Here is an 18962-nt window from a genome sequence, read left to right on the forward strand (position 1 = left end):
GAGGCGCACACCACTACCTCTTCGGTGCCGCTGTCCGCAATGAACACGTGAGGCGCTGCGTCCCGGGAGCCGGCGGAGGATTGCACTGGCGAACGATTCCGCCGTCCGCCGAGGGGCGACTTCCCATCAAGCGCCCGGGTTCCCCGTGACGCGCTTGAACATGACGCCCAGGTTGCCGATTCGCTCGAGCGCCTCCTTGACCTCCTCCGCGACGATGATGGGGTGCTTGAAGCGCTTCAGCATGAAGGCACGCGCACCCTCCGTCTTCTCGGGGAGGATTCGCAGACCCGAGATCCACCGGAACTCTCCCGCACGCTCGGGGAATGGGTCGTCCTCGGCGTAGTGCTGGACTCCCGTGGAACCCGCTTCGTCGATGCAGTCGACGACCCTGACCACATTCACGATGAAGAAGCGCTCGTCCACATCCTCGACCGACGCCGGGAACAGCTGCACATCACCGGGCGCGAGGGTCTTCAAGGCCTGGCCCACCTCCTCGCTGACGACAGGAACTCGCTGCACGCCAGCGAACACGAACGCACGTGGGCTGCCCCGATGACGCACTCGCGCCAAGATGGGTCCAGGGTCGGAGAGCAGACGCCCGTCGGTGAACATCCCTGGGTCCTCGAACCTCCCCCCCGAGGCCGGCGCGGGAGTCGCGAGGTACCACTGAGGGACATCGGCGATTTCGACCCAATAGAAGTGACGGTCCACCTCACTCCCCTGCCTTCACGATGTAGCCGCGCAGCTCCGAGCCCGGCGTGAGCAGCTCGTTCGCGATTCTCGCCAGCTCGTTCATCAGTCGCACGCGACAATCCTCGGTTCCCCTACAGTCCTTGACGGCTCGCTGCAATCGGGGCACCACCTGTGAATGGTACAGCTCGGGATGTGGCCCTTCGTGCCCCTTGAGGCGCACTTTATTGGCCGCGTCCTCCAAGCTCATCCCCGCCATCTCGAACACCTCCTCGCACAGCGGCGTCCACGGCCCACCGCGCAATGTCGAGACGGTGTTCTTGTTCGTGCAGATGTGATGGACCGGGCCCTCGGCGTCCCCGGGAATGCGCCCGGTGGAGTACGACGCAATCACCGCCACGGCGCCGGGAGCCAGGGCCACGTTGAGCACTCCCGCCGCGGGCAGCGCGATGGACCCCACTCCCGCGCCGAGCGCCGCCTCGAGCTTGAACCCTCCCTCGACCTGAGCGCGCAGCGCCGCCTGGGAGAACCCTGGCAACGTCGGCCCCTGTGCCGCCATCGCGGCGCGGCCCCCGAGTGCCGACGTGAGCAGCAGCACCAACACGCGGGTCCCATTCGTCCCGAGCACCTTGCCGAAGCGATGACCGATGTCTTGCAGCTCGACGATGCTCGTCGCCCGCTCGGAGGCCTCCCATAGTCGGAGGAACCCCTGCCCCATCTCCCACACCGGGACGACCCCGAGATAAGCAATGAGGGAGGCCGTCAGGGCGACCGCGATGGTCTTGGTGACGGGCTCGGGCAAGGTCATCGTCAGGAGCAGCGCCAGCGCGGCCGAGCTGATCATCGCCTTGAGTACGACGGGGTTGAGCATGTGCCCCACTTCGTCCTCGACGCTCTCCCAGACAGTATCCAAGGCGAAGGACAGGGCCATCAACGTGCGGTCCTTGCGTGAGAAGGACAGGCCCGTCCCACCTATCAGCGTCAGGCAGGAATCCCGCACAGGGCAGATGCGCGAGTAGAGTGACTCGGGGGAATTCTCCACGCGGGAGTCGACAATGCCCTTCGAGGATGCAAGCAGCGCTCCTGACCGGACCCAACCATGCTGGTCCGCCGCGTCCGCCTCGCGAAAGGCGACCTCCAGCTTCAAGGTGAGGATGAGCTCGGAGAGTGCCCGCTGGAAGTCGTCCTCCTCCACTTCGACGGGCGCGACCTCCATCGGCGCGTAGGTGATTCTCTTGCCGTGCCCCGCGTCGAGGTTGACGACGCGAGGGGTGGCACAGCCCGTGAGCAGACACAGCAAGACGATTCCAGACCCGCGCAAGACATCCCCCAGGAAGGCGCCATGAAGACGCGCGCATCCTGGGTGAGGGGCTCAATCCCTCTCAAGCTCACGACCTACCACCGTGGGGGTAGACCGGAGCCGGCCATATGACTTGACAGACAGGGACCCGACTCCAGAGAGGAACTGGAGTCGGGCGCTACCACATCGTGGGGATGTCACTCGTGAGGTCCATGAACTCGCTCAGGGGCTTGCGCCGGAAGGCCTTCCCGTCGAGGGAGTCCGCGAGTTCCTCGGGGGTCGCCACCACGAGCCTCTCCCGGCTGTCCATCGAGGTGACGGGCAGCGAGGGCTCCACCAGCTCCAGGCGGTTGCCCTTCAGGCGCAGCAGGCCGGAGCCCTCGCCCGCCACCAGGATGTCGTCGTGGTACTTCGTCACGTCCACGACCATCCCTGGAGACTCCACCACCTCCGACCAGCCGTAGATGGACCCCTCCATCACGCCGTTGCCACCACAGGCGTACATCTCATCCTGACTCGCCACGTGAATCCCTGTCAGGGGGGCTCTCGTGTAGGAAGGCACCGTATGCCATTGGGAGCCATCCCATCGGGAGATGAGTCCCTTGCGTCCCACCGCGTAGACCAGGGTGGAGGAGAGACCGTGGACGCTGATGACCTCGCCCGGACAGGGAATGGACTGCCAGGCCGTGCCATCCCACCGGAACATGCCGTCCTCCCGCTTGTCCACGCGCGGGCCCCACGTCAGGACGAAGTGGTCATCGACGCCCCAGACGCCCATGGCCAGGAGCGGGAGCGGATGGAACTCCCACTGGGGCGCCGTGGGGTCCTGGCCCAGGGAGACGTGCACCCCTCCCCGCGCGCCGCCGCCCTGGGAGACGTAGACCCGGCCCGAGGGTGAGCACCAGAGCCCCGTCAACCAGCCGACCTGGGACTTGAGCGCATACATCCGCCCGGCCGACACCTGCACCACCCAGGATTCAGCCTCGTCTTCCACCCAGCCCTTGCCATCCCAGCGGTCCGCCAGGAAGTGGCAGTCCTCGATGGAGGGACCACAGACCTTCCGGAATGCATGCCCCAGCGGCATCGTCCACGACTCCTCTCACGAACCCGCGGCTGCGTCGCAGCCGGGCTCTACCTCGCGGGGTCTACACACAACTCGTGCTTGAACTGATTCACCTCGGGATGCGCCGCGAGCAGGGCGGCCATGCATTGATTGACCAGCTTCGACAGCGCCGGGTCCCCTCGATTCCTGAAGACACGCCCGTACAGGAAGAAGAAGTAGATGACATCGGGCTCGTCGGGGTCTGGCGCCGCCCGGGTCAGACTCAAGCGCAGATCTCCCACCCCCTCATCATCGTCGTCACTGTCCGTCAGCTCGTTGGCGGGTGTGAAGTATTCATTCTGGCGTAGGTAGTCCTTCAGGAAGGTCTCCGCCAACATCGCTGACTGGTCGACGCTCACCGACATGTCTTCTCCTTTGGAAAGCCACGGGCTCATCGCGCCCGTCCTGTCGTGCGGCCCGGCGGGGTATCCCTCATGCGCATCCCCTGCTGCGCCAGACACCCCGCTCCTCGGATGCGATTGGCTTCACGCATCGTCGCCTGCCTGTTCCGCAACGCGGCCTCCGTCGTGGGGTGGTTCGCCCCGAGTCGCCGGCGGGCAATGACATGAGCGCGTCTCGCGGCAAGGGCTTCGTCGTCCAAATGCTGCTGGTACTGTTGTTGAAGTGGCGGTGGGGGCGCCTTCTTGCCAGGGAACTGCGCGAGCGGTGCACTGTTTATCTTGTTCTTCTTGATGGAGGCCACAACGTCCTGCTTCATCTGCGCCTCGGCCTTCCTGCGCCAACTGTTGATGCACTCTGCCGCGCTGCGGCCCTCCACGACATCACCCGGGGCACAGTTGGGCGCGGTCACCTTTCCGAGTCCCGCGCCCTCGGCACCGCCAGGCCCCGCGGCGCTCGTCGCGGAGCCACCTGCGCCAGCGCCGCTGGAGGAGCCCGCCCCTGGAGGCTGATTGAGGGCTTCCCGCTCCGCCGTGCGCCACTTCTCCTGATGATCGTCCAGATAGCTCTGCGTCCGGCCATCCTCATCCCGCTGGCGAGCCTCTTGAGGATACTCCTCCTCGGGGCGCCCTTCCGCGAGGTTGCGTTCGCGCTGCCTCGCGGAATCAGCGTTCTCGTTCCTCGTGTGCAGGCCATGCTCATGTTGAGGGTTGAAGGCTGCCCCTTGCATGGGAACAGCGGGAGCCTGCTCTTCCTGGTAGCCATCCACCAGGTTGCGACAGGGGTCTCCCCGCGCCCTGCGTCCCAATCCATCCGTGGAGCGGCCCGCTTCACGGAAGTTCGAGTCACGCACGAGGTGCCCGGACTGGCACTGGTTCAGATACCGGTCTCCCGTGGTGGGGCGCTCCAGCGGCGTCTGCGTGGCAGGCGGACCGGGGTTCTCGATGAACCCGCGGTCCCGCTCCGCCTGGGTCGCGCCATCCCATCGGCTGCACTTCGCTTTCGCGTCGGAGCAGACATTTCCAACGGTTGAATAGGAGCCGAACCAGTCAGGGTTCAGGTGGGCTTGAATCAACAACGCCTGACATCGCTCGGAGAAGAAGTTGCTCCCCCCCATCTCCAGGTAGAGAAGGGGCGTATGAGGCGGAGCCGTCGGAGCGTCGGTGGCCATCGGCAGAGCCCTTTCACCCACGAAGGGGTGGCCTGGAGTCGAGGGCCCACAAGAAGTCTGTCGAAGGGGAACCTGGGCGCGCTCAATTCCAGGCCAACGACGAGACCCGCGCCAATGATTGCCCTCCACTCTCCCGGCGACTCTGTCGGATTCTCCACACGCCCCGAGCGCTCTACCCCGGCTGCCGCCGCCGGCCCCACCACCGGTGCTCCACCAGCTCATGCCCCAGCAGCATCAGCGCGGCCACCGTGAACGGCAGCAGGTAGTAGACGATGCGGTACACCACCAGCGTGCCAATCACGACCGACGTCGGTACCGAGGGCGTCAGCGCCGCCAGGATGACCGAGTCGAACACCCCCAACCCTCCCGGCACCTGACTGGCAATCCCCAACAGCTGCGCCACCGCGAACAGCGCCACCATCGTCAGCGGCGAAATCCCCGCACCCGACGGCAGCAACACCCACAGCACCATCGCCCCCAGCGTCCAGTCCATGCACGACACCGCGAGCTGCTCCAGCGCCTGCCGCCCCGTCGGCAGCGACACCTCCAGATGCAGCCTGGGCACCCTCAACACCCGCCGCATCCACGCGCACGCCGCGAAGTAGACGCCCAACACCCCCAACAATCCCCACCCCAGTCCCCGCGCCACCCACGGCGACAGCGACAGCGCGGACATCGCCCCCTGCCCCGCGTCCACCACCAGCGCCACGCCCGCCACCGCCAACAGCCCCACCCAGAACGTCAGCGCGTTGAACGTCCCCACCTGCGCCACGTCCAGCGCCGTCAGCCCACGCGCCGAATACAGCCGATAGCGCACGCCGCCGCCCGTGAGGAACGACATGCCGATGTTGTGGCCGAACGCGTAGCCCACGAAGGACGTGAAGCCCACCTGCCGGTAGGGCAGCCGCTTCCCCAGGTGACGCAGCGACAACACGTCATACAGCGTCAACGCCAGGTAGTTGCACGCCGCGCACACCACCGCCAACGCGATGCGCTCTCGCGGAATGGACGCGAGCCCCCGGGCCACGTCCTCACCGTGCAGTTGGCGCAGCTCGTGCCGCAGCACCACGAACGCCAACGCCAGCAACCCCAGGGGAAGCAAGGCGAGGAGCGCCCGCTTCATCAGGTTCCTCGAGAACACCCCCGTACGGTGCTCACCCGCCCGCGCCAGGGCACTCGAAGGGCACCCAGGCCCTCAACGCGACGGCGGCACGAGCGCCTCCGCCGTGGCGCACAAGTCCTCCATGGCGAAGGGCTTGTCCAACACACACGCCGCCCCCAGCTGCGCCGCGTCCCGGTGCAGCTGCGCATCTCCAAACGCGGTGATGAGGATGACCGGCGTCGTCCACCCCTCCCGCCGCAGCCGCGCCACCACCTCCAGCCCCGAGTACCCCGGCATGCGCACGTCCGTGATGATGAGGTCCGGCACCAGCGTCTGGTCCGCCAGCAACCCGTCGATGATGGCCTTCACCAACCCCGGCCCGTCCGCCGCCTCCACCACCTCATAGCCCCGGCGCTTGAGCGCCCGATGCAGCAGCGCGCGCATCTCCGGTTGATCCTCCGCCACCAACACCCGAGGCGCCTGCTCGCGCTCCGTGCTCGGGAGCGGCCACGGCTGGACTCCGACTCCCTGCTCCTCGTCTGGCCCCATCAAGACGTCCTCCTCCTGGCGTGGTGGGATGCCCGCCCGCGTGCCCTCCCGACGAGGGCGCCCACAGGGCGAGGCGTGCCCGGGCCAGAGCATTCGACGTGCCACGCCCTTCCCCGGGAGGGCGAGGCAAACCGCCCCGGGGAGATTTGCCCCGACCGGGGCACTTTGCCCCGCGCCCCCTGCCCCCACGCCCCCACCCTCCGAGGGAATCCCTCACACGAAGCGCTGGCCCGGCATCTGCAATGGAGCCCGACGTCGGTGCGGAAGTGGGGACTCGCGGAATGAGCCCCGAGCCAGGAAGCCGTCGGGAGTCGGGGGACGACCAGCGGCAGACCTTTCCACCTCCAGGAGGAGCTTCTCCACGGGCTCCCCATTTCCGGACCGACTCCTGACACCCCTTTCCCAGCCGGACTCACCTCCGGCCTCTTCGGAGAACGAACGATGGCCTGCTCGCTCCCCTCTCGCCGTTTCCTCGGTGCCCTGGCCCTCCTTCCCGCCGCGACGCTGGGCTTCGCGTGCGGACAGGCCCAGGCACTCGGCTCGCCCAACACCTCCAACGCGGCGTCCACCGTGCCCGCGGCCGTCGCCGCCGCCGCGACGCCCTCCGGCGCGCCCGTGCAGCCCGCGCGCTTCAACCCGGCGACGGCCGGCACCGTCACCTCGCTGGCCCCGCTCGTCGAGTCCGTGAAGGGCGCCGTCGTCTACGTCGAGGTGCAGGCCCGCCCGCGCCGCATGTCCGGCATGCAGGGCCTTCCTCCCGGCTTCGCGGAGCGCTTCGGCCTGCCGCCCGGGATGCAGGGCAACGCGCCACCGCGCCAGGGATTGGGCTCGGGCTTCATCATCGACGCCTCCGGCACCGTGCTCACCAACAACCACGTGGTGGACGGCGCGGACCTGGTGCGCGTGAAGCTGGAGGGCGGCCGCTCGTATGAAGCGGAGGTGCTCGGGAGAGACCCGCTCACCGACGTGGCGCTGCTCAAGCTCAAGGGCGTGGCGGGCAACCTGCCGTTCGTGCCGCTGGGTGACTCGGACGCGCTGCGCGTGGGCGACCCGGTGATGGCCATCGGCAACCCGTTCGGCCTGGACTCGAGCGTCAGCGCGGGCATCCTCTCCGCCCGGGCGCGAGACATCCACTCGGGCCCCTACGACGACTTCCTCCAGACGGACGCGGCCATCAACCCCGGCAACTCCGGCGGCCCGCTGTTCAACATGCAGGGTGAAGTGGTGGGCATGAACACCGCCATCATCGGCGGCGCCAGCGGCATCGGCTTCGCGGTGCCCAGCAACCTCATCCGCGCGCTCTTGCCCCAGTTGCAGGAGACGGGCGTGGTGCGCCGCGGCTTCCTCGGCCTGTCCATCCAGGACCTCACGCCGGAGCTGGCGCGGGCCCTCAAGGTGGACGCGAACAAGGGCGCGGTGGTGGCGGGCGTCAGCCGGGGCGGCCCCGGTGACCGCGCGGGCCTCAAGGAGGAGGACATCATCACCTCCGTCGGCGGCCGCGCGGTGGACTCCGCCGGAGCCCTCACCCGCGCCGTCGCGCTGCTCAAGCCCGACAGCAGCGTGAAGGTGGACCTGGTGCGCGGCGGCAAGCCGATGACGGTGAACGTGACGCTCGGCACCCGCCCGGCCCAGCGCGGCGAGGAGGAGCTCACGCCGCGCAACAGCACCGCGCCCTCCACGCGCAAGCTGGGCATCGGCCTGCGTGACGCGCCCGACGGCGGCGCGCAAATCACCGAGGTGGAGCCCGGCGGCCCCGCCGAGCGCGCGGGCCTGCAGCCCGGGATGATCCTGGTGCAGGTCGGTGACGACAAGGTGTCCAGCGCCTCCGACGCCGTGCGCAGCCTGACGGGCGCGAAGTCCGGCGCCGCCCTGCTCCTGCGCGTGCGCGCCCCGGAGTCCGAGAACACCGTGCTGCGCGCGCTCGAAGTTCCCTGAGTCGCTCACGACGTCCGGCGGGACGTCTTCCCCTCCCACCCGCCGGACGTCGTCGAGTCCTCATCCGTGAGGGCGGCTACAGCGAGACAATCGACTTGAAGCCGCCCCAGATCATCCGCTTGCTGTCGAAGGGCACGTCCTCGGGCGAGCCCAGCCGCGGGTCGGCCATCACCTTCTTGTTGACCCGGTTCCGGTCCGCCTTCGACTTGTAGACGATGAAGGCGAACACCACGGCCTCGTCGGGCTTGAGCTTCACGCCCCGGGCGAACGAGACGCGGGTGAGGCTCTCGGGGATGTCATCCTCGATGGACTCGATGTACTGGAGCGCGCCGTGCTCGCGCCAGAGCTTGCCCGCCTTGCGCGACATCTTGCGATAGGCGGCCACGTTCTTCTTCGGCAGCGGCAGCAGGAAACCATCGACGTAGGGCATTGCCGTCCTCCCTCCACGAGAAGGGCGGCACCCTACCCCGTTTCCACGCGTCACTTCGCCGGACGGAAGCGCAGCGCGCTCCACACGTCGTCCACGGAGACCTGACGCACGCTGTCGATGCCCTCCTTCGCCAGCCGCTTCCAGAGGATGTCCCGGTTGAGGAGGGAGGGCCGGCATGACAGCACCGACGCTTGACTGGGGCAACCAACGCGCCCTTGCCGGGCAGGCGGCCCCCGGGTCCAGGTGATGCGAAAGCGACCCCAGGGGTTTCCCACGGGTGTCCTGAATCCCCAGGGCGTTTGGCGTAGAGTGTCGCCGTGCCGCGCTGCCAGACATGTGGGCGGCGCTGGGAAGGCTCCCATGCGCCGTGCCCGCCGAGTCCATCCCCAGACGGGGCGGGACGAGCGACGTCCGTGGAGCCGACGCCGCCGCGCATCCCCGGCTACCAGGTGGAGGGCGTGCTGGCGCAGGGCGGCTTCGGCGTGCTGCTCGGCGCTCGGCGGGAGACGGACCACCAGCGCGTGGCCATCAAGCTGGCCCGCACGGGCAATGCCCTGGCGCGCGCCCAGCTCATCCGCGAGTCGGAGGCGCTGCGCCAGTTGGGCCCGCCCACCGTGCCCGCGCTGTACGAGGAGGGCGTGCTCGCCGGCGGCGTGCGCTTCCTCGTCATGGAGCACGTGCCGCTGCCCACGCTGGCGGAGCGGCTGGCGCGCGCCTCCGGGCCCGTGCCCGCGCAGGAGCTGCCCCAGCTGGCGTTGTCCGTGGCGGACACGGTGGCCCGCGTGCACGCGCTCGGGCTGGCGCACTGCGACCTGAAGCCCGAGCACCTGTTCCTCAACGAGGACGGCGGCGGGCAGGTGCGCGTGTTCGACTTCGGCCTGGTGCGAGGCACCACGCCCCAGGAGGGCACCGCGCTGCCCGGCGAGGGCGCGACGACGAGCGACACCTCGGGCTTCGCCGGCACCGCCGAGTACATGGCCCCCGAGCAGTGCGCGGGCAACGCCAACGTGGACGCGCGCACGGACGTGTACGCGCTGGGCGTGCTGCTCTACGAGATGCTCACCGGCCGGCCGCCCTTCTTCGGCTCGACGCCCGACGTGCTCCAGGCCCACCTGGCGCTGCGGCCGCCGCCGCCGTCGGACTTCGCGCCGGTGCCGCCCGCGCTGGAGGAGGTGGTGCTGCGGTGTCTGGCCAAGGAGCGCTCGCGCCGGCCCGAGGACGCCGCCGCGCTGGCCACCGCGCTGCGCGAGGCCTTCTCGCACGCGCACCGCCCCCTCGAGCCCGTCACGCCCCGCCCCACCGCGCCCGGCGAGCCCCGGCCCGCGCAGGTGCGCCGCTCCGTCGCCGTGCTCTTCCTCACCTCGCGCTCCAACCCGGTCAGCGTGCAGAAGGGGCTGGGCTCCTACGGCGGGCACCTGGCGCATACGGACGGGCCTCGCATCGCGGCGGTGTTCGACCCGGACGTCGGAGAGAACCCCGTGCGCCGCGCCATGCGCGCCGCGGAGGGGATGGCCGAGCGGGGCCTGGCCGCGAGCGCGCTCGTGGACGTGTCCGCCGTCACCGTGCAGCGCCGTCCCACCGGAGCGCCGCGCTACCTGGGCGCCATCTTCGCCCGCGCGGACCGCTACCCCACGGGCCCGGACGCGCACGGGCTCCTGTTGTCCCCCGCCGCCGCGGAGGCCGTGCCGGAGGTGCCGTGCACGGAGGTGCCCAACCATCCGGGCCTGCTGCGTCCGGCGTCACCGGGGGCCGCGCCCCGGCCGGACATCACCGTGCTGCAATTGGGCAGCGAGGTGCTGGTGGGCCGCGACGCGGAGCTGGCCTCGCTGGTGGACAGCGCGCGCGCGGCGGTGGGTGAGGCGGCGCCCACGCTCGTCACGGTGCTGGGCGAGCGAGGGCTGGGCAAGAGCCACCTGTCCGCGGCCCTGGTGCGGGAGCTCCAGTTGCAGCTGCCGCTGGCGCGGATGTACAGCACGCGCTCGCGCGAGCCGGTGCAGGGCGACCCGGACGGTACGCTGCGCACGCTGCTGCGCTGCGCGCTCAACGCCTTCGAGAGCGACGACACGGACACCGAGGAGCAGGGCCGCGCATCCATCATGCAGCGGCTGGGGCCCACGCTGGGCTCGGAGCTGTGGCCGGGCGTGGCCGCGACGCTGGGCTGGTACGCGCCGGGCGGGCCGGAGCTGCAGAGCTGGGCGGCGGCGCCGGGCGCCCTGCGCTCCCTGGCCATGCGCGCCACCGGTGAGCTGCTCGCGTCCACCGCCCGTGAGCGGCCGCTGTGCCTCATCATCGACGACGCGCACTTCGCGGAGGAGACGGCGCTGGACGCGCTGGAGTACGCGTGCCTCGCCGAGGCGAGCGTGCCCATCTGGGTGTGCGTGCTGGCGCGGCCCGGGTTCGAGAAGAGCCGGCCGTTGTGGGGCGCTCGCGCCGCGCGGCAGGTCACCGTGTCGCTGCGGGCGCTCGCGGCGGAGCCGTCGCAGGAGCTGTGCCGCATGCTCCTCAAGCCGGTGGAGAACGTGCCCGCGCAGGCCGTGGAGCGCATCGTCGAGCGCGCCCAGCACGTGCCCCTGTACCTGGTGGAGCTGGTGCGCGGCCTCAAGCGCCAGGGGCTGGTGCGTCAGCGCGCGCCGGGTGGAAGCTGGTACCTGGTCACCGACGGCGTGGAGAAGGTCCCCGAGCTGCGGCTGGTGGAGTGGCTGGCGGACCGGGAGCTGGGCGCGCTGCCTTCGACGCTCGCCGCGCACGCGCGGCTGTGTGCCTTGTTGGGCACGGACTTCACCGCCGCGACGGCGGAGGGCGTGGTGCGGGAGCTGGAGCGGGACGGCGCGGCGGGTGGGTTCCCGTTGGATGCGGGCCACGCGACGCGGCGGCTGTTGGACTCCGGGTTGCTCGTGTCGCATCGGCAGGAGGGGTTGAGCTTCCGTAACGAGCTGCTCCGTGACGCGGTGGCCGCCACGCTGCCGGCCGCCGAGCGACAGCGCATCCACCGCGCGGCGTACCGGTATTACCTGGGGCCCGCGGGCGCCAGCGAGCGACAGCGCTTGCCTCGACTGGCCTTGCACGCGGCCGCGGCGGACCTGCGCGAGGAGGCCGCCGCGCTCTCCATCGACCTGGCGGAGTCCGCGCGGGGACGTCATGCGTTCCTCGACGCGGAGGCCATGTACACGCGCGCGCTGGAGCTGCTGGACCCGGAGGATGAGCTGCGCTGCCTCACCGCGCTGCGGGGACGGGGGCTGATGCGCATCCGCATCGGTCGGTATGACGACTCGCTGGCGGACTTCGCGGCGGCGCGGGAGCGGGCTCGCAGGCTGGGGGATGTGCGCTCCGAGGTGGAGCTGCTGCTGGACGAGGCGATGGCGCTGGACTGGGTGAACGACTACGCGGCCAGCGAGGAGCGCGCGCTGGAAGCCCAGGCGATGGCGATGCAGGTGCGGTCGGCGTACGTGCAGAGCCGGCTGCTGCTGGCCCTGGGCCGCGCGCTGTTCCGCAAGGGTGAGTGGCAGGAGGCCCGCGAGCCGTTGGAGGCCGCGGCGGTCTTCGCCAAGCGACTGGGGGACGCGGGCTACGAGACGCAGGTGGTGTCGCAGTTGCTGCTGGCCGTCATCCTCCCCAACCTGGGCGACATCGACGAGACGGACCGGGTGCTGGCGGAGGTGGTCGCCGCGTGCACGGAGCGCGGAGACCTGTTCCACCTGGGCAGCGCCATCAACAACCGCCGCAACCTGTGGGTGGCGCGCAGGGATTTGGCGAGCGCGCTGAAGGACCAGCAGCGCTTCATGCACCTGGGTCGCGAGCTAGGCATGGTGGGCTGGGAGTACTTCGCGGAGCACAACCTGGGCGAGCTGCACTACCAGGCGGGCGACGTGGACGCCGCCGCGCCGCACATCGCGCGGGCGATTGCGTTGGAGCGCCGGCACCCGGAGGTGGCGCCGCGCCCGTGGGCGCTGCTGCTCCAGGCTCGCACCATGGCGTGGACGGGGAGACAGGCGCGGGCACGAGAGCTGCTCGCGCAGGTGAAGCAGGTGCTCTCCGAGAACCGCAATGGCGTGGAGCTGAGTCCCCCCGAGGAGGTGCTGTTCTCCATGGTGGAGCTGTCCACGCGGGACGCCTCGGCGAAGGAGTGGGCGGCGCTGCGTGAGCGCTCCAGCCAGGTGTCCGTGGAGCAGGAGCCGCTGGAGGTGCTGGAGATGATGGGCCTGGCGGCGCTGCGGCGGGACGAGACACATGAAGCGGTGCGCATCCTCACGGAGGCACTCCAGCTCGCCTCCCGGATGCCCAACCTCATGGAGGTTCGCATCCGCCGTTCACTCGAACGCGCACGGGATGGCCAATTGCCCGTGTAGTCAGCGTCGCCCGCCGAGCACGCTCCCGAGGTTCACGCGACGAGGCGGCGAGAGTACGAGGGCACCGCGACGGTCGTCGTTTCTTCGTTGCCCCTGCGCGTCTCGCTACGCCATGAAGCCCAAGAGCTTGAGCGCGCCGAGCGCTACGCCCACGAGAGACTCCGCGGCAATCGCCCCGGCAGCCAGCGCGGGCACGTTGCGTCCCGTCGAGGCCGGCCAGCGCCAGCGCGCCACCGCCGCCAGCACGCCACCCAGGCACAGCGTCACCGCGAAGTAGGCCGGCAGGATGAAGCCGATTCCCATCGCCACCGGCGAGGGCACCCACCGCGCCGCGCGCCCTCGCGCCAGCAACGTCAGGAGCGCGCCCACGCCCGCGGCCACGCTCCCCGCGAACAGCGCGTTCGGCGGCAAGCCATCCAGCCCTCTCGACGCCAGCTCCGCCACCGCGCGGAACTGCTGCGCGAACGGCGCGGGCAGCGCCTCCGAACCCAAGCCATACGCCCGCGTCAGCAACAGGTACGCCGGCACGCTCACCAACGAGCCCGCGAGCACGCCCAACAGCTGCGCCCCCAGCATCCGCCCCGGCGACGCACCCAACAGGTGCCCCGCCTTCAATGCCCACAGGCTCACGCCCGTCTGCGCCGCCGCGCCGGACACCACGCCGCCCACCGCCACGTTGGGCCCCACGCCCCCAGGCAGCAGCACGCCCGCCGCCACCTGCGACAGCTGGCCCACCTGCGACACCGGCGACACGTCGAGCTGCCCCGCCCCTCGCGCGCACACCGCGCACAGTGGCAACACCAACACCAACGCCAGCACCACCTGCGCCGCGCTCATCCCATACACGCCCACGCCCAGGCCCAACGCCAACACACAGGCCACGCCCCCGCTCAGCCACGCCCACCGGGGCACCCCCCCGCCGCTCCGCAGCGAGCCCAGGTCCTTCGCCACCCGCCAGAAGTCCCGCGCCTGCGCCGTGAGCGACACCGCCGCCGAGCCCACCAGCAGCCCCACGCCCGGCCACGTGAGCCACGTCTGGAGCGCATCGAAGCCCGCCTCCTTCACCGCCCCCGTCGACACCAGCCACGGCGACAGCACGCCCCACCCCACGAGCGCGCCCAGCAGCATGCTCATCCCCAGGTGCAGCCCCGCCATCATCCCCACCGCCACCAGCATGGGGCTCCACGCCAACCCCCACGTCAGCGACGCGGCCGACGCGCCGCCCACCGTACCCGGCGCCGCCACCATCCCCGGCACCTTCTGGAACGCATCCCGCAACACCGTGAAGCCCGTGGACAGCGCCGCCGCCGCCGCAAGCCACCAGCCCCGCCCCCGGTTCTCCTCGGGCGCCGACGCGTGCATCGCGGTGATGAGCTCCGCCGTGGCGATGCCCGTCGGGAACGCGAGCCGCTCCTCCTCCATCAACCGCCGCCGCAACAGGTGCGCCGCCAGCACGCCCAGCACCCCGAGCGCCACGCTCCAGGCGGCCACCGCCACGCCCGGTACATCCATCCCCAGCAGCATCAGCGCCGGCAGCGGCCCCAACAGCCCCGCCGCCGCGGGCATCGCGCCCACCGCGACCGCCGACACCTGCGTGAGGTTGTTCTCCAGCGGCGTGTACGGAGCCCCGCGTCGGCGCGACACCGCCGAAAGCCCGCCGAACCCCAGCACCGCCGCCATCACCGAGCCGCTCTCCCACCAGCCCAGCTTCAACCCCATGGACACGTTGGTGACCGCCAACAGCGAGCCCACCAGCAACCCCATGCCCACCGCGCGCGGTGTCCACTCGCGCGCCTCGGGCGAAGGGGCCGCGGGGGCCGGGGCCACCGCGCTCAAGCGCACGTCGTCGGCGGAGTCAGGTGCGGTCGTCGAGGAAGACACAGCGCGCTCCGCCGAGCCCGTCATCGGCTCGCCTCCGCCGAGCGCCCCACCAGCTCGCGGAGCTGGGTGAGGTCCAGCGGCTTGGAAATCTTCAGGTTGGGGACCTCGCGCAGGAACGACACCGTGCGCGGGGTGAAGGCGCCACCCGTCATGAACACCATGCGGCCCGCCTGCTCCGGCGCGCTGCGGCCCAGCTCGTTGTACAGGTCCATGCCCGTCATCCCCGGCATCATCACGTCACAGAGGATGAGGTCGAAGCGGCTGCCCTCGTTGAGCAGCCGCAGCGCCGCCTGCGCGCTGTTCGCCGTCGCCACCTCGTGGTCCGCCGCCAGCGAGCGCTGCAGCGCCAGCGTCACGTTCGGCTCGTCGTCCACCACCAGGATGCGCGCCCGCGCGTTCGTCGGCACCACCGTCTGGAGCCTGGGCAACAGCTCCAGCTCCCGCGTGGCCGCGCGCAGCACGACGCGGAACGTGCTGCCCTTGCCCGGCTCGCTCTCCGCGTGGATGGAGCCGCCCATGGACTCGATGATGCCGTGGCAGATGGACAGCCCCAGCCCCGTGCCCACGCCCACGGGCTTCGTGGTGAAGAACGGGTCGAAGATGCGGTCCATCACCTCCGCCGTCATGCCCATGCCCGTGTCGCGCACCTCCACCAGCACCCGGCCCCGGTCCCCGGCGCGGATGACCACCCGGATTTCGTGCTCGTGCTCGGGCGAGCGGTCCTCCGGAATCGCCTGCGCCGCGTTGAGCAGCAGGTTCAGGAACACCTGGCACAGCCGCGACTCGCTGGCCTCCACCGGCGCCACCGGCTCGAACTCCGTCACCAGCCGCGCGCGGTGACGGATGACGTTGTCCGCCATCTTGCACGCCAGCTCCACCGCGCGCCGCACGTCCACCGGCATCAGCCGCACCTCCTGCTCGCCGCGCGCGAAGACCTTCAAGTCGCGCACGATGGTGGCGATGCGCTCGGCGCCCTCCGTCGTCTCCCGCACCAGTTGCTGCAGCGAGGCGATGGCCGCCGCGGGCACCTGGCTCTCCATCCGCTCCAGGCCCTCGCGCACCAGGTGCAGGTTGACCAGCATGTACGCCAGCGGGTTGTTGATTTCGTGCGCCACGCCCGCGCCCAGCGTACCCACCGACGCCAGCCGGTCCGCCACGACGAGGTGCGCCTGGAGCTGCTTTCGCTCCGACGTGTCGCGGTGGACCATGATGTTGGCGATGGTGCGCCCCTCGCTGTCGCGCAGCGGGACGACGACGGACTCACACCAGCAGGTGGTGCCATCGCGGCGCTTGAACTCCAGCTCCCCCGACCACCGGCCCTGCTTCTCCAGCCCCGCGAGCACCATGCCCGTCATCCGGTCCGGCTCGTCCGGGTGCAGCACGCGGAAGAGCGTCTGCCCCAGCGCCTCCGTCTTGTTGCGCCCGAACATCCGCTCCGCGCTGGCGTTCCAGTCGATGATGCCGCCGCCCAAATCGGTGATCACCACGCCGTCGTAGATGCTCTCGAAGATGAGCGCCTGGCGCGCCAGCTCCTGCTCGGCCTGCTTGCGGGCGGTGATGTCCATCACCGTGCCCGTCACGCGCGCGGGCATCCCCGCCGCGTCGCACAGCACGTCGCCCTTGCACGAAATCCAGCGCCACCCGCTGCCCTGCGGCTCGATGCGGTACTCCACGTCCACCTGCGTCTTCTTCTCCAACGCGATGGACAAGGACTCCCGCACACGCGGGAGGTCCGCGGGGTGCACCACCTCCTCGAGCTCCATGGCGCGGCCGGACAGCTTGCCCACGGGCAGCCCCAACAGCCGGTCCACCTGCTCGCTCCACGTCACCCGGCCGCTCTGCGCGTTCCAATCCCAGATGCCCACGCGCGCGGCGGACAGCGCCTGGCGCAGGGCCTCCTCGCGCTGCTCGAGCAGCTCCCGCTTGGAGAAGCGGAACACCGTGACGGTGCCAATCTGGAGCCTGTCGCCCTCCTGGAGCTCCGCCGTGGCGATGGGCGTGCCGTTGAGCAGGGTGCCGTTGGTGGACTCCAGATCCGTGACGTGGCAGCCCCCGTCCGGCAGGCGGACGATGCGGGCATGCTTGCGCGACACGCCATGGTCGTCGATGCGCACCGTGGCCTCGGAGCCCCGGCCGATGATGTGCTCGCCGGGCTCCAGCCGGTACGCCTTGCCGATGGCCGCGGGCGTCGTGGTGCTGATGAGGATGAGGCAGGCTCCCGTCGAGGACGGCGGAGCCAGCGCCAGACCGGCGCAGGTCGTGAGGTCATCCAATGTCGTCATCAAGCAGCCCCCCGGCACCCCGCGCCGCGTCCGTCCACTCCACCTGCCCCAGCTTGCACGCGTGGTGTCACGTCCCGAGAATCCAGCAGTCCCCGGGCCCAGCGTCCAACCACCCGGGGTGATGGGGCCCTGGAGCATACGCCAGGCAACATCTGCCCCTGCCTCCGCCACCCGCTGTGATGGGTGGTGAACGCCCAGGTAGGATTGCCGCGTCGCGGCGGACGCTTCGGGCCCAGGCCATGCAGCAGGCGTCCCGGGCGCGGTGCTAGGGTACGACGCCACATGGCGGCCGACTCCGAGAGCACGTTCCGCATCCAGGCACGCGCGGATCTCCATGGCACCGAGCGGACAAGAGGCGATGCGGGCCGAGGCCCGGGAACACTTGCGGGCGAGTACGTCCTCAAGGCCCTGCTGGCCTCCGGCGGACATGGCAGCGTCTATGAAGCCGAGCACCGCATCCTGGGCCGACGGGCCGCGGTGAAGGTGCTCCACCCCCACCTGGCGGATCAGGGCGAGATGCTCAAGCGCTTCGTGCGCGAGGCCCGGGTGGTGAACCAGATACGCCACCCCAACATCGTGGACGTCTATGACTTCGGGCTGATGCCGGACGGCAGCCCCTACTACGTCATGGAGCTGCTCGCCGGGCGCACCCTGGGCCAGGTGGTGCAGGAGCGCGGGCGGCTGTCGGCGTCCCGCGCGCGCGCCTACCTGGAGCCGGTGTGCGGCGCGCTGGAGGCGGCGCACCGCGCGGGCGTCGTCCACCGCGACCTGAAGGCCAGCAACATCCTCGTCGTGGAGGAGGGCGAGAAGCCGCGGGTGAAGCTGCTCGACTTCGGCATCGCCAAGCTGTTGTCCGCCGAGGCCACCCAGGAGGGGCTCACCATCGCCGGCCAGCGGCTGGGCACCGCCCACGCCATGGCGCCCGAGCAGTTCCGCGGGGGCGCCATCGGCCCGCACACGGACATCTACGCGCTGGGCGTGCTGCTGCACCAGCTGCTCACCGGCCGCTACCCCTTCCTCTGCGAGGACCGGATGGAGCTGGAGCGGCTGCACCTGGAGGCCCCCGCGCCCAGGCCCAGCGCCATCGCCCCGGTGTCCCCGGCCGTGGACCAGGTGGTGCTGCGCTGTCTGGAGAAGGACGCCAGCCGCCGCTTCGGCAGCGTGGGCGCGTTCCTGGCCGCGCTCGCCGACGCCGCCGAGGAGCCCGTGCAGCCCACCCACCGCACCCGGCTGGCGCTCGCCGTCCACGCGGAGGTGGTGCTGTCGACGGCGGCCGCCCAGGACGACGACGCGATGTACGCGGTGCTCGCGGACGTGCTGGACGGGCTGGAGCAGGGCCTGCGCGGCGGGGGCTTCCTGCTGGCGCTGCAGTCCGGCACCACGCTGCTCGCCGTGCGCCCCCTGGAGAACGGCGCGCCCACCCCCGAGCGCACCACCTACCTGCGCGAGGCGGAGCGCTCGCTGCGCATCCTCCAGCAGGCCGCGCAGAAGCTCGCCGACCCCGTGGATGCCAAGGTCCACCTGTGCCTGCACCTGGGCCAGGCCGAGACGCGCGGGGACACCGGCGAATCCGAAATCGTCGGCGGCCCCGTCACCGACGTGAGCGCCTGGAGGCTGCGCGGGCCGGAGGGTTTCGCCCTCACCCCCGCCGCCGCGCTGAGCCTGGAGTTTCCAGAGCCTCTCTAGTTTTTCCTGAAATACAAATTCTCCGTTTAATCAAATCCATCCAGACCTGACTGGGTCTAGGACTTTACAACCCTGCTGTTATTGATTCG

The 18962-nt window shown here is 70.7% G+C and carries 14 protein-coding genes; 3 read left to right on the top strand and 11 right to left on the bottom strand.

Annotated features, from left to right (window positions below; all coding sequences use genetic code 11):
* Window positions 1–126 precede the first annotated feature (126 nt).
* The 7 genes from VZQ01_RS14225 to VZQ01_RS14255 all read right to left on the bottom strand — a co-directional run bounded on the left by VZQ01_RS14225 (window position 127) and on the right by VZQ01_RS14255 (window position 6313).
* Window positions 127–561 (bottom strand): imm11 family protein, encoded by a 435-nt coding sequence (locus VZQ01_RS14225; RefSeq protein WP_426748965.1) that lies wholly within the window; start codon window positions 559–561, stop codon window positions 127–129.
* Window positions 562–712: 151 nt separating this feature from the next.
* The gene (locus tag VZQ01_RS14230; RefSeq protein ID WP_426748093.1) at window positions 713–2011 is read right to left on the bottom strand and encodes an AHH domain-containing protein; all 1299 of its coding nucleotides are present in this window, start codon (window positions 2009–2011) and stop codon (window positions 713–715) included.
* Window positions 2012–2168: 157 nt separating this feature from the next.
* On the bottom strand, window positions 2169–3074 hold the full coding sequence (locus VZQ01_RS14235) for a hypothetical protein (protein WP_426748094.1): 906 nt from the start codon (window positions 3072–3074) through the stop codon (window positions 2169–2171).
* Window positions 3075–3121: 47 nt separating this feature from the next.
* Complete coding sequence (locus VZQ01_RS14240) at window positions 3122–3457, bottom strand: hypothetical protein (protein WP_141326834.1); 336 nt, start codon at window positions 3455–3457, stop codon at window positions 3122–3124.
* Between the two features lie 26 nt (window positions 3458–3483).
* The gene (locus VZQ01_RS14245; protein ID WP_426748095.1) at window positions 3484–4662 is read right to left on the bottom strand and encodes a hypothetical protein; all 1179 of its coding nucleotides are present in this window, start codon (window positions 4660–4662) and stop codon (window positions 3484–3486) included.
* A gap of 172 nt (window positions 4663–4834) precedes the next feature.
* Window positions 4835–5785, bottom strand: coding sequence for a lysylphosphatidylglycerol synthase domain-containing protein (locus tag VZQ01_RS14250; protein ID WP_426748096.1), 951 nt, complete (start codon window positions 5783–5785; stop codon window positions 4835–4837).
* A 72-nt stretch (window positions 5786–5857) separates the two neighbouring features.
* Window positions 5858–6313 carry a response regulator transcription factor gene (locus tag VZQ01_RS14255; RefSeq protein WP_426748097.1) on the bottom strand — a complete coding sequence of 152 codons (456 nt, stop codon included), beginning with the start codon at window positions 6311–6313 and terminating at the stop codon, window positions 5858–5860.
* 441 nt (window positions 6314–6754) lie between these two features.
* Between VZQ01_RS14255 and VZQ01_RS14260 the strand changes: the two genes are divergently transcribed.
* A complete protein-coding gene (locus VZQ01_RS14260; RefSeq protein WP_223746008.1) occupies window positions 6755–8248 on the top strand; it encodes a Do family serine endopeptidase in 1494 nt (497 codons plus the stop codon).
* A gap of 76 nt (window positions 8249–8324) precedes the next feature.
* On the opposite strand, the gene VZQ01_RS14265 is transcribed toward VZQ01_RS14260, so the two are convergent.
* Window positions 8325–8678: a DUF1428 domain-containing protein gene (locus VZQ01_RS14265; RefSeq protein WP_223746007.1), complete on the bottom strand. Its 354-nt coding sequence runs from the start codon at window positions 8676–8678 to the stop codon at window positions 8325–8327.
* 50 nt (window positions 8679–8728) lie between these two features.
* Window positions 8729–8863 carry a hypothetical protein gene (locus VZQ01_RS14270; protein ID WP_255652667.1) on the bottom strand — a complete coding sequence of 45 codons (135 nt, stop codon included), beginning with the start codon at window positions 8861–8863 and terminating at the stop codon, window positions 8729–8731.
* Between the two features lie 132 nt (window positions 8864–8995).
* On the opposite strand from VZQ01_RS14270, the gene VZQ01_RS14275 reads away from it, so the two are divergent.
* A complete protein-coding gene (locus VZQ01_RS14275; RefSeq protein ID WP_408888119.1) occupies window positions 8996–13024 on the top strand; it encodes a protein kinase domain-containing protein in 4029 nt (1342 codons plus the stop codon).
* Window positions 13025–13129: 105 nt separating this feature from the next.
* On the opposite strand, the gene VZQ01_RS14280 is transcribed toward VZQ01_RS14275, so the two are convergent.
* Window positions 13130–14905, bottom strand: a complete 1776-nt coding sequence (locus tag VZQ01_RS14280; protein WP_426748098.1) for an OPT/YSL family transporter — start codon at window positions 14903–14905, stop codon at window positions 13130–13132.
* A gap of 20 nt (window positions 14906–14925) precedes the next feature.
* Window positions 14926–17187: a serine histidine kinase EspA gene (locus VZQ01_RS14285; RefSeq protein ID WP_194869594.1), complete on the bottom strand. Its 2262-nt coding sequence runs from the start codon at window positions 17185–17187 to the stop codon at window positions 14926–14928.
* A gap of 282 nt (window positions 17188–17469) precedes the next feature.
* On the opposite strand from VZQ01_RS14285, the gene VZQ01_RS14290 reads away from it, so the two are divergent.
* Complete coding sequence (locus VZQ01_RS14290; RefSeq protein ID WP_223746004.1) at window positions 17470–18873, top strand: serine/threonine-protein kinase; 1404 nt, start codon at window positions 17470–17472, stop codon at window positions 18871–18873.
* Window positions 18874–18962: the final 89 nt, after the last annotated feature.

The organism is Myxococcus faecalis, assembly GCF_050039385.1.
In the GTDB taxonomy this organism is placed as follows: domain Bacteria; phylum Myxococcota; class Myxococcia; order Myxococcales; family Myxococcaceae; genus Myxococcus; species Myxococcus fulvus.

Bases quoted from the DNA above. Each gene is read 5' to 3' on its own strand.
- VZQ01_RS14235 (WP_426748094.1), bottom strand. From the start codon at position 3,074: ATGCCGCTGGGGCATGCATTCCGGAAGGTCTGTGGTCCCTCCATCGAG.
- VZQ01_RS14240 (WP_141326834.1), bottom strand. From the start codon at position 3,457: ATGTCGGTGAGCGTCGACCAGTCAGCGATGTTGGCGGAGACCTTCCTG.
- VZQ01_RS14245 (WP_426748095.1), bottom strand. From the start codon at position 4,662: ATGGCCACCGACGCTCCGACGGCTCCGCCTCATACGCCCCTTCTCTAC.
- VZQ01_RS14250 (WP_426748096.1), bottom strand. From the start codon at position 5,785: ATGAAGCGGGCGCTCCTCGCCTTGCTTCCCCTGGGGTTGCTGGCGTTG.
- VZQ01_RS14255 (WP_426748097.1), bottom strand. From the start codon at position 6,313: ATGGGGCCAGACGAGGAGCAGGGAGTCGGAGTCCAGCCGTGGCCGCTC.
- VZQ01_RS14260 (WP_223746008.1), top strand. From the start codon at position 6,755: ATGGCCTGCTCGCTCCCCTCTCGCCGTTTCCTCGGTGCCCTGGCCCTC.
- VZQ01_RS14265 (WP_223746007.1), bottom strand. From the start codon at position 8,678: ATGCCCTACGTCGATGGTTTCCTGCTGCCGCTGCCGAAGAAGAACGTG.
- VZQ01_RS14285 (WP_194869594.1), bottom strand. From the start codon at position 17,187: ATGACGACATTGGATGACCTCACGACCTGCGCCGGTCTGGCGCTGGCT.
- VZQ01_RS14290 (WP_223746004.1), top strand. From the start codon at position 17,470: ATGGCGGCCGACTCCGAGAGCACGTTCCGCATCCAGGCACGCGCGGAT.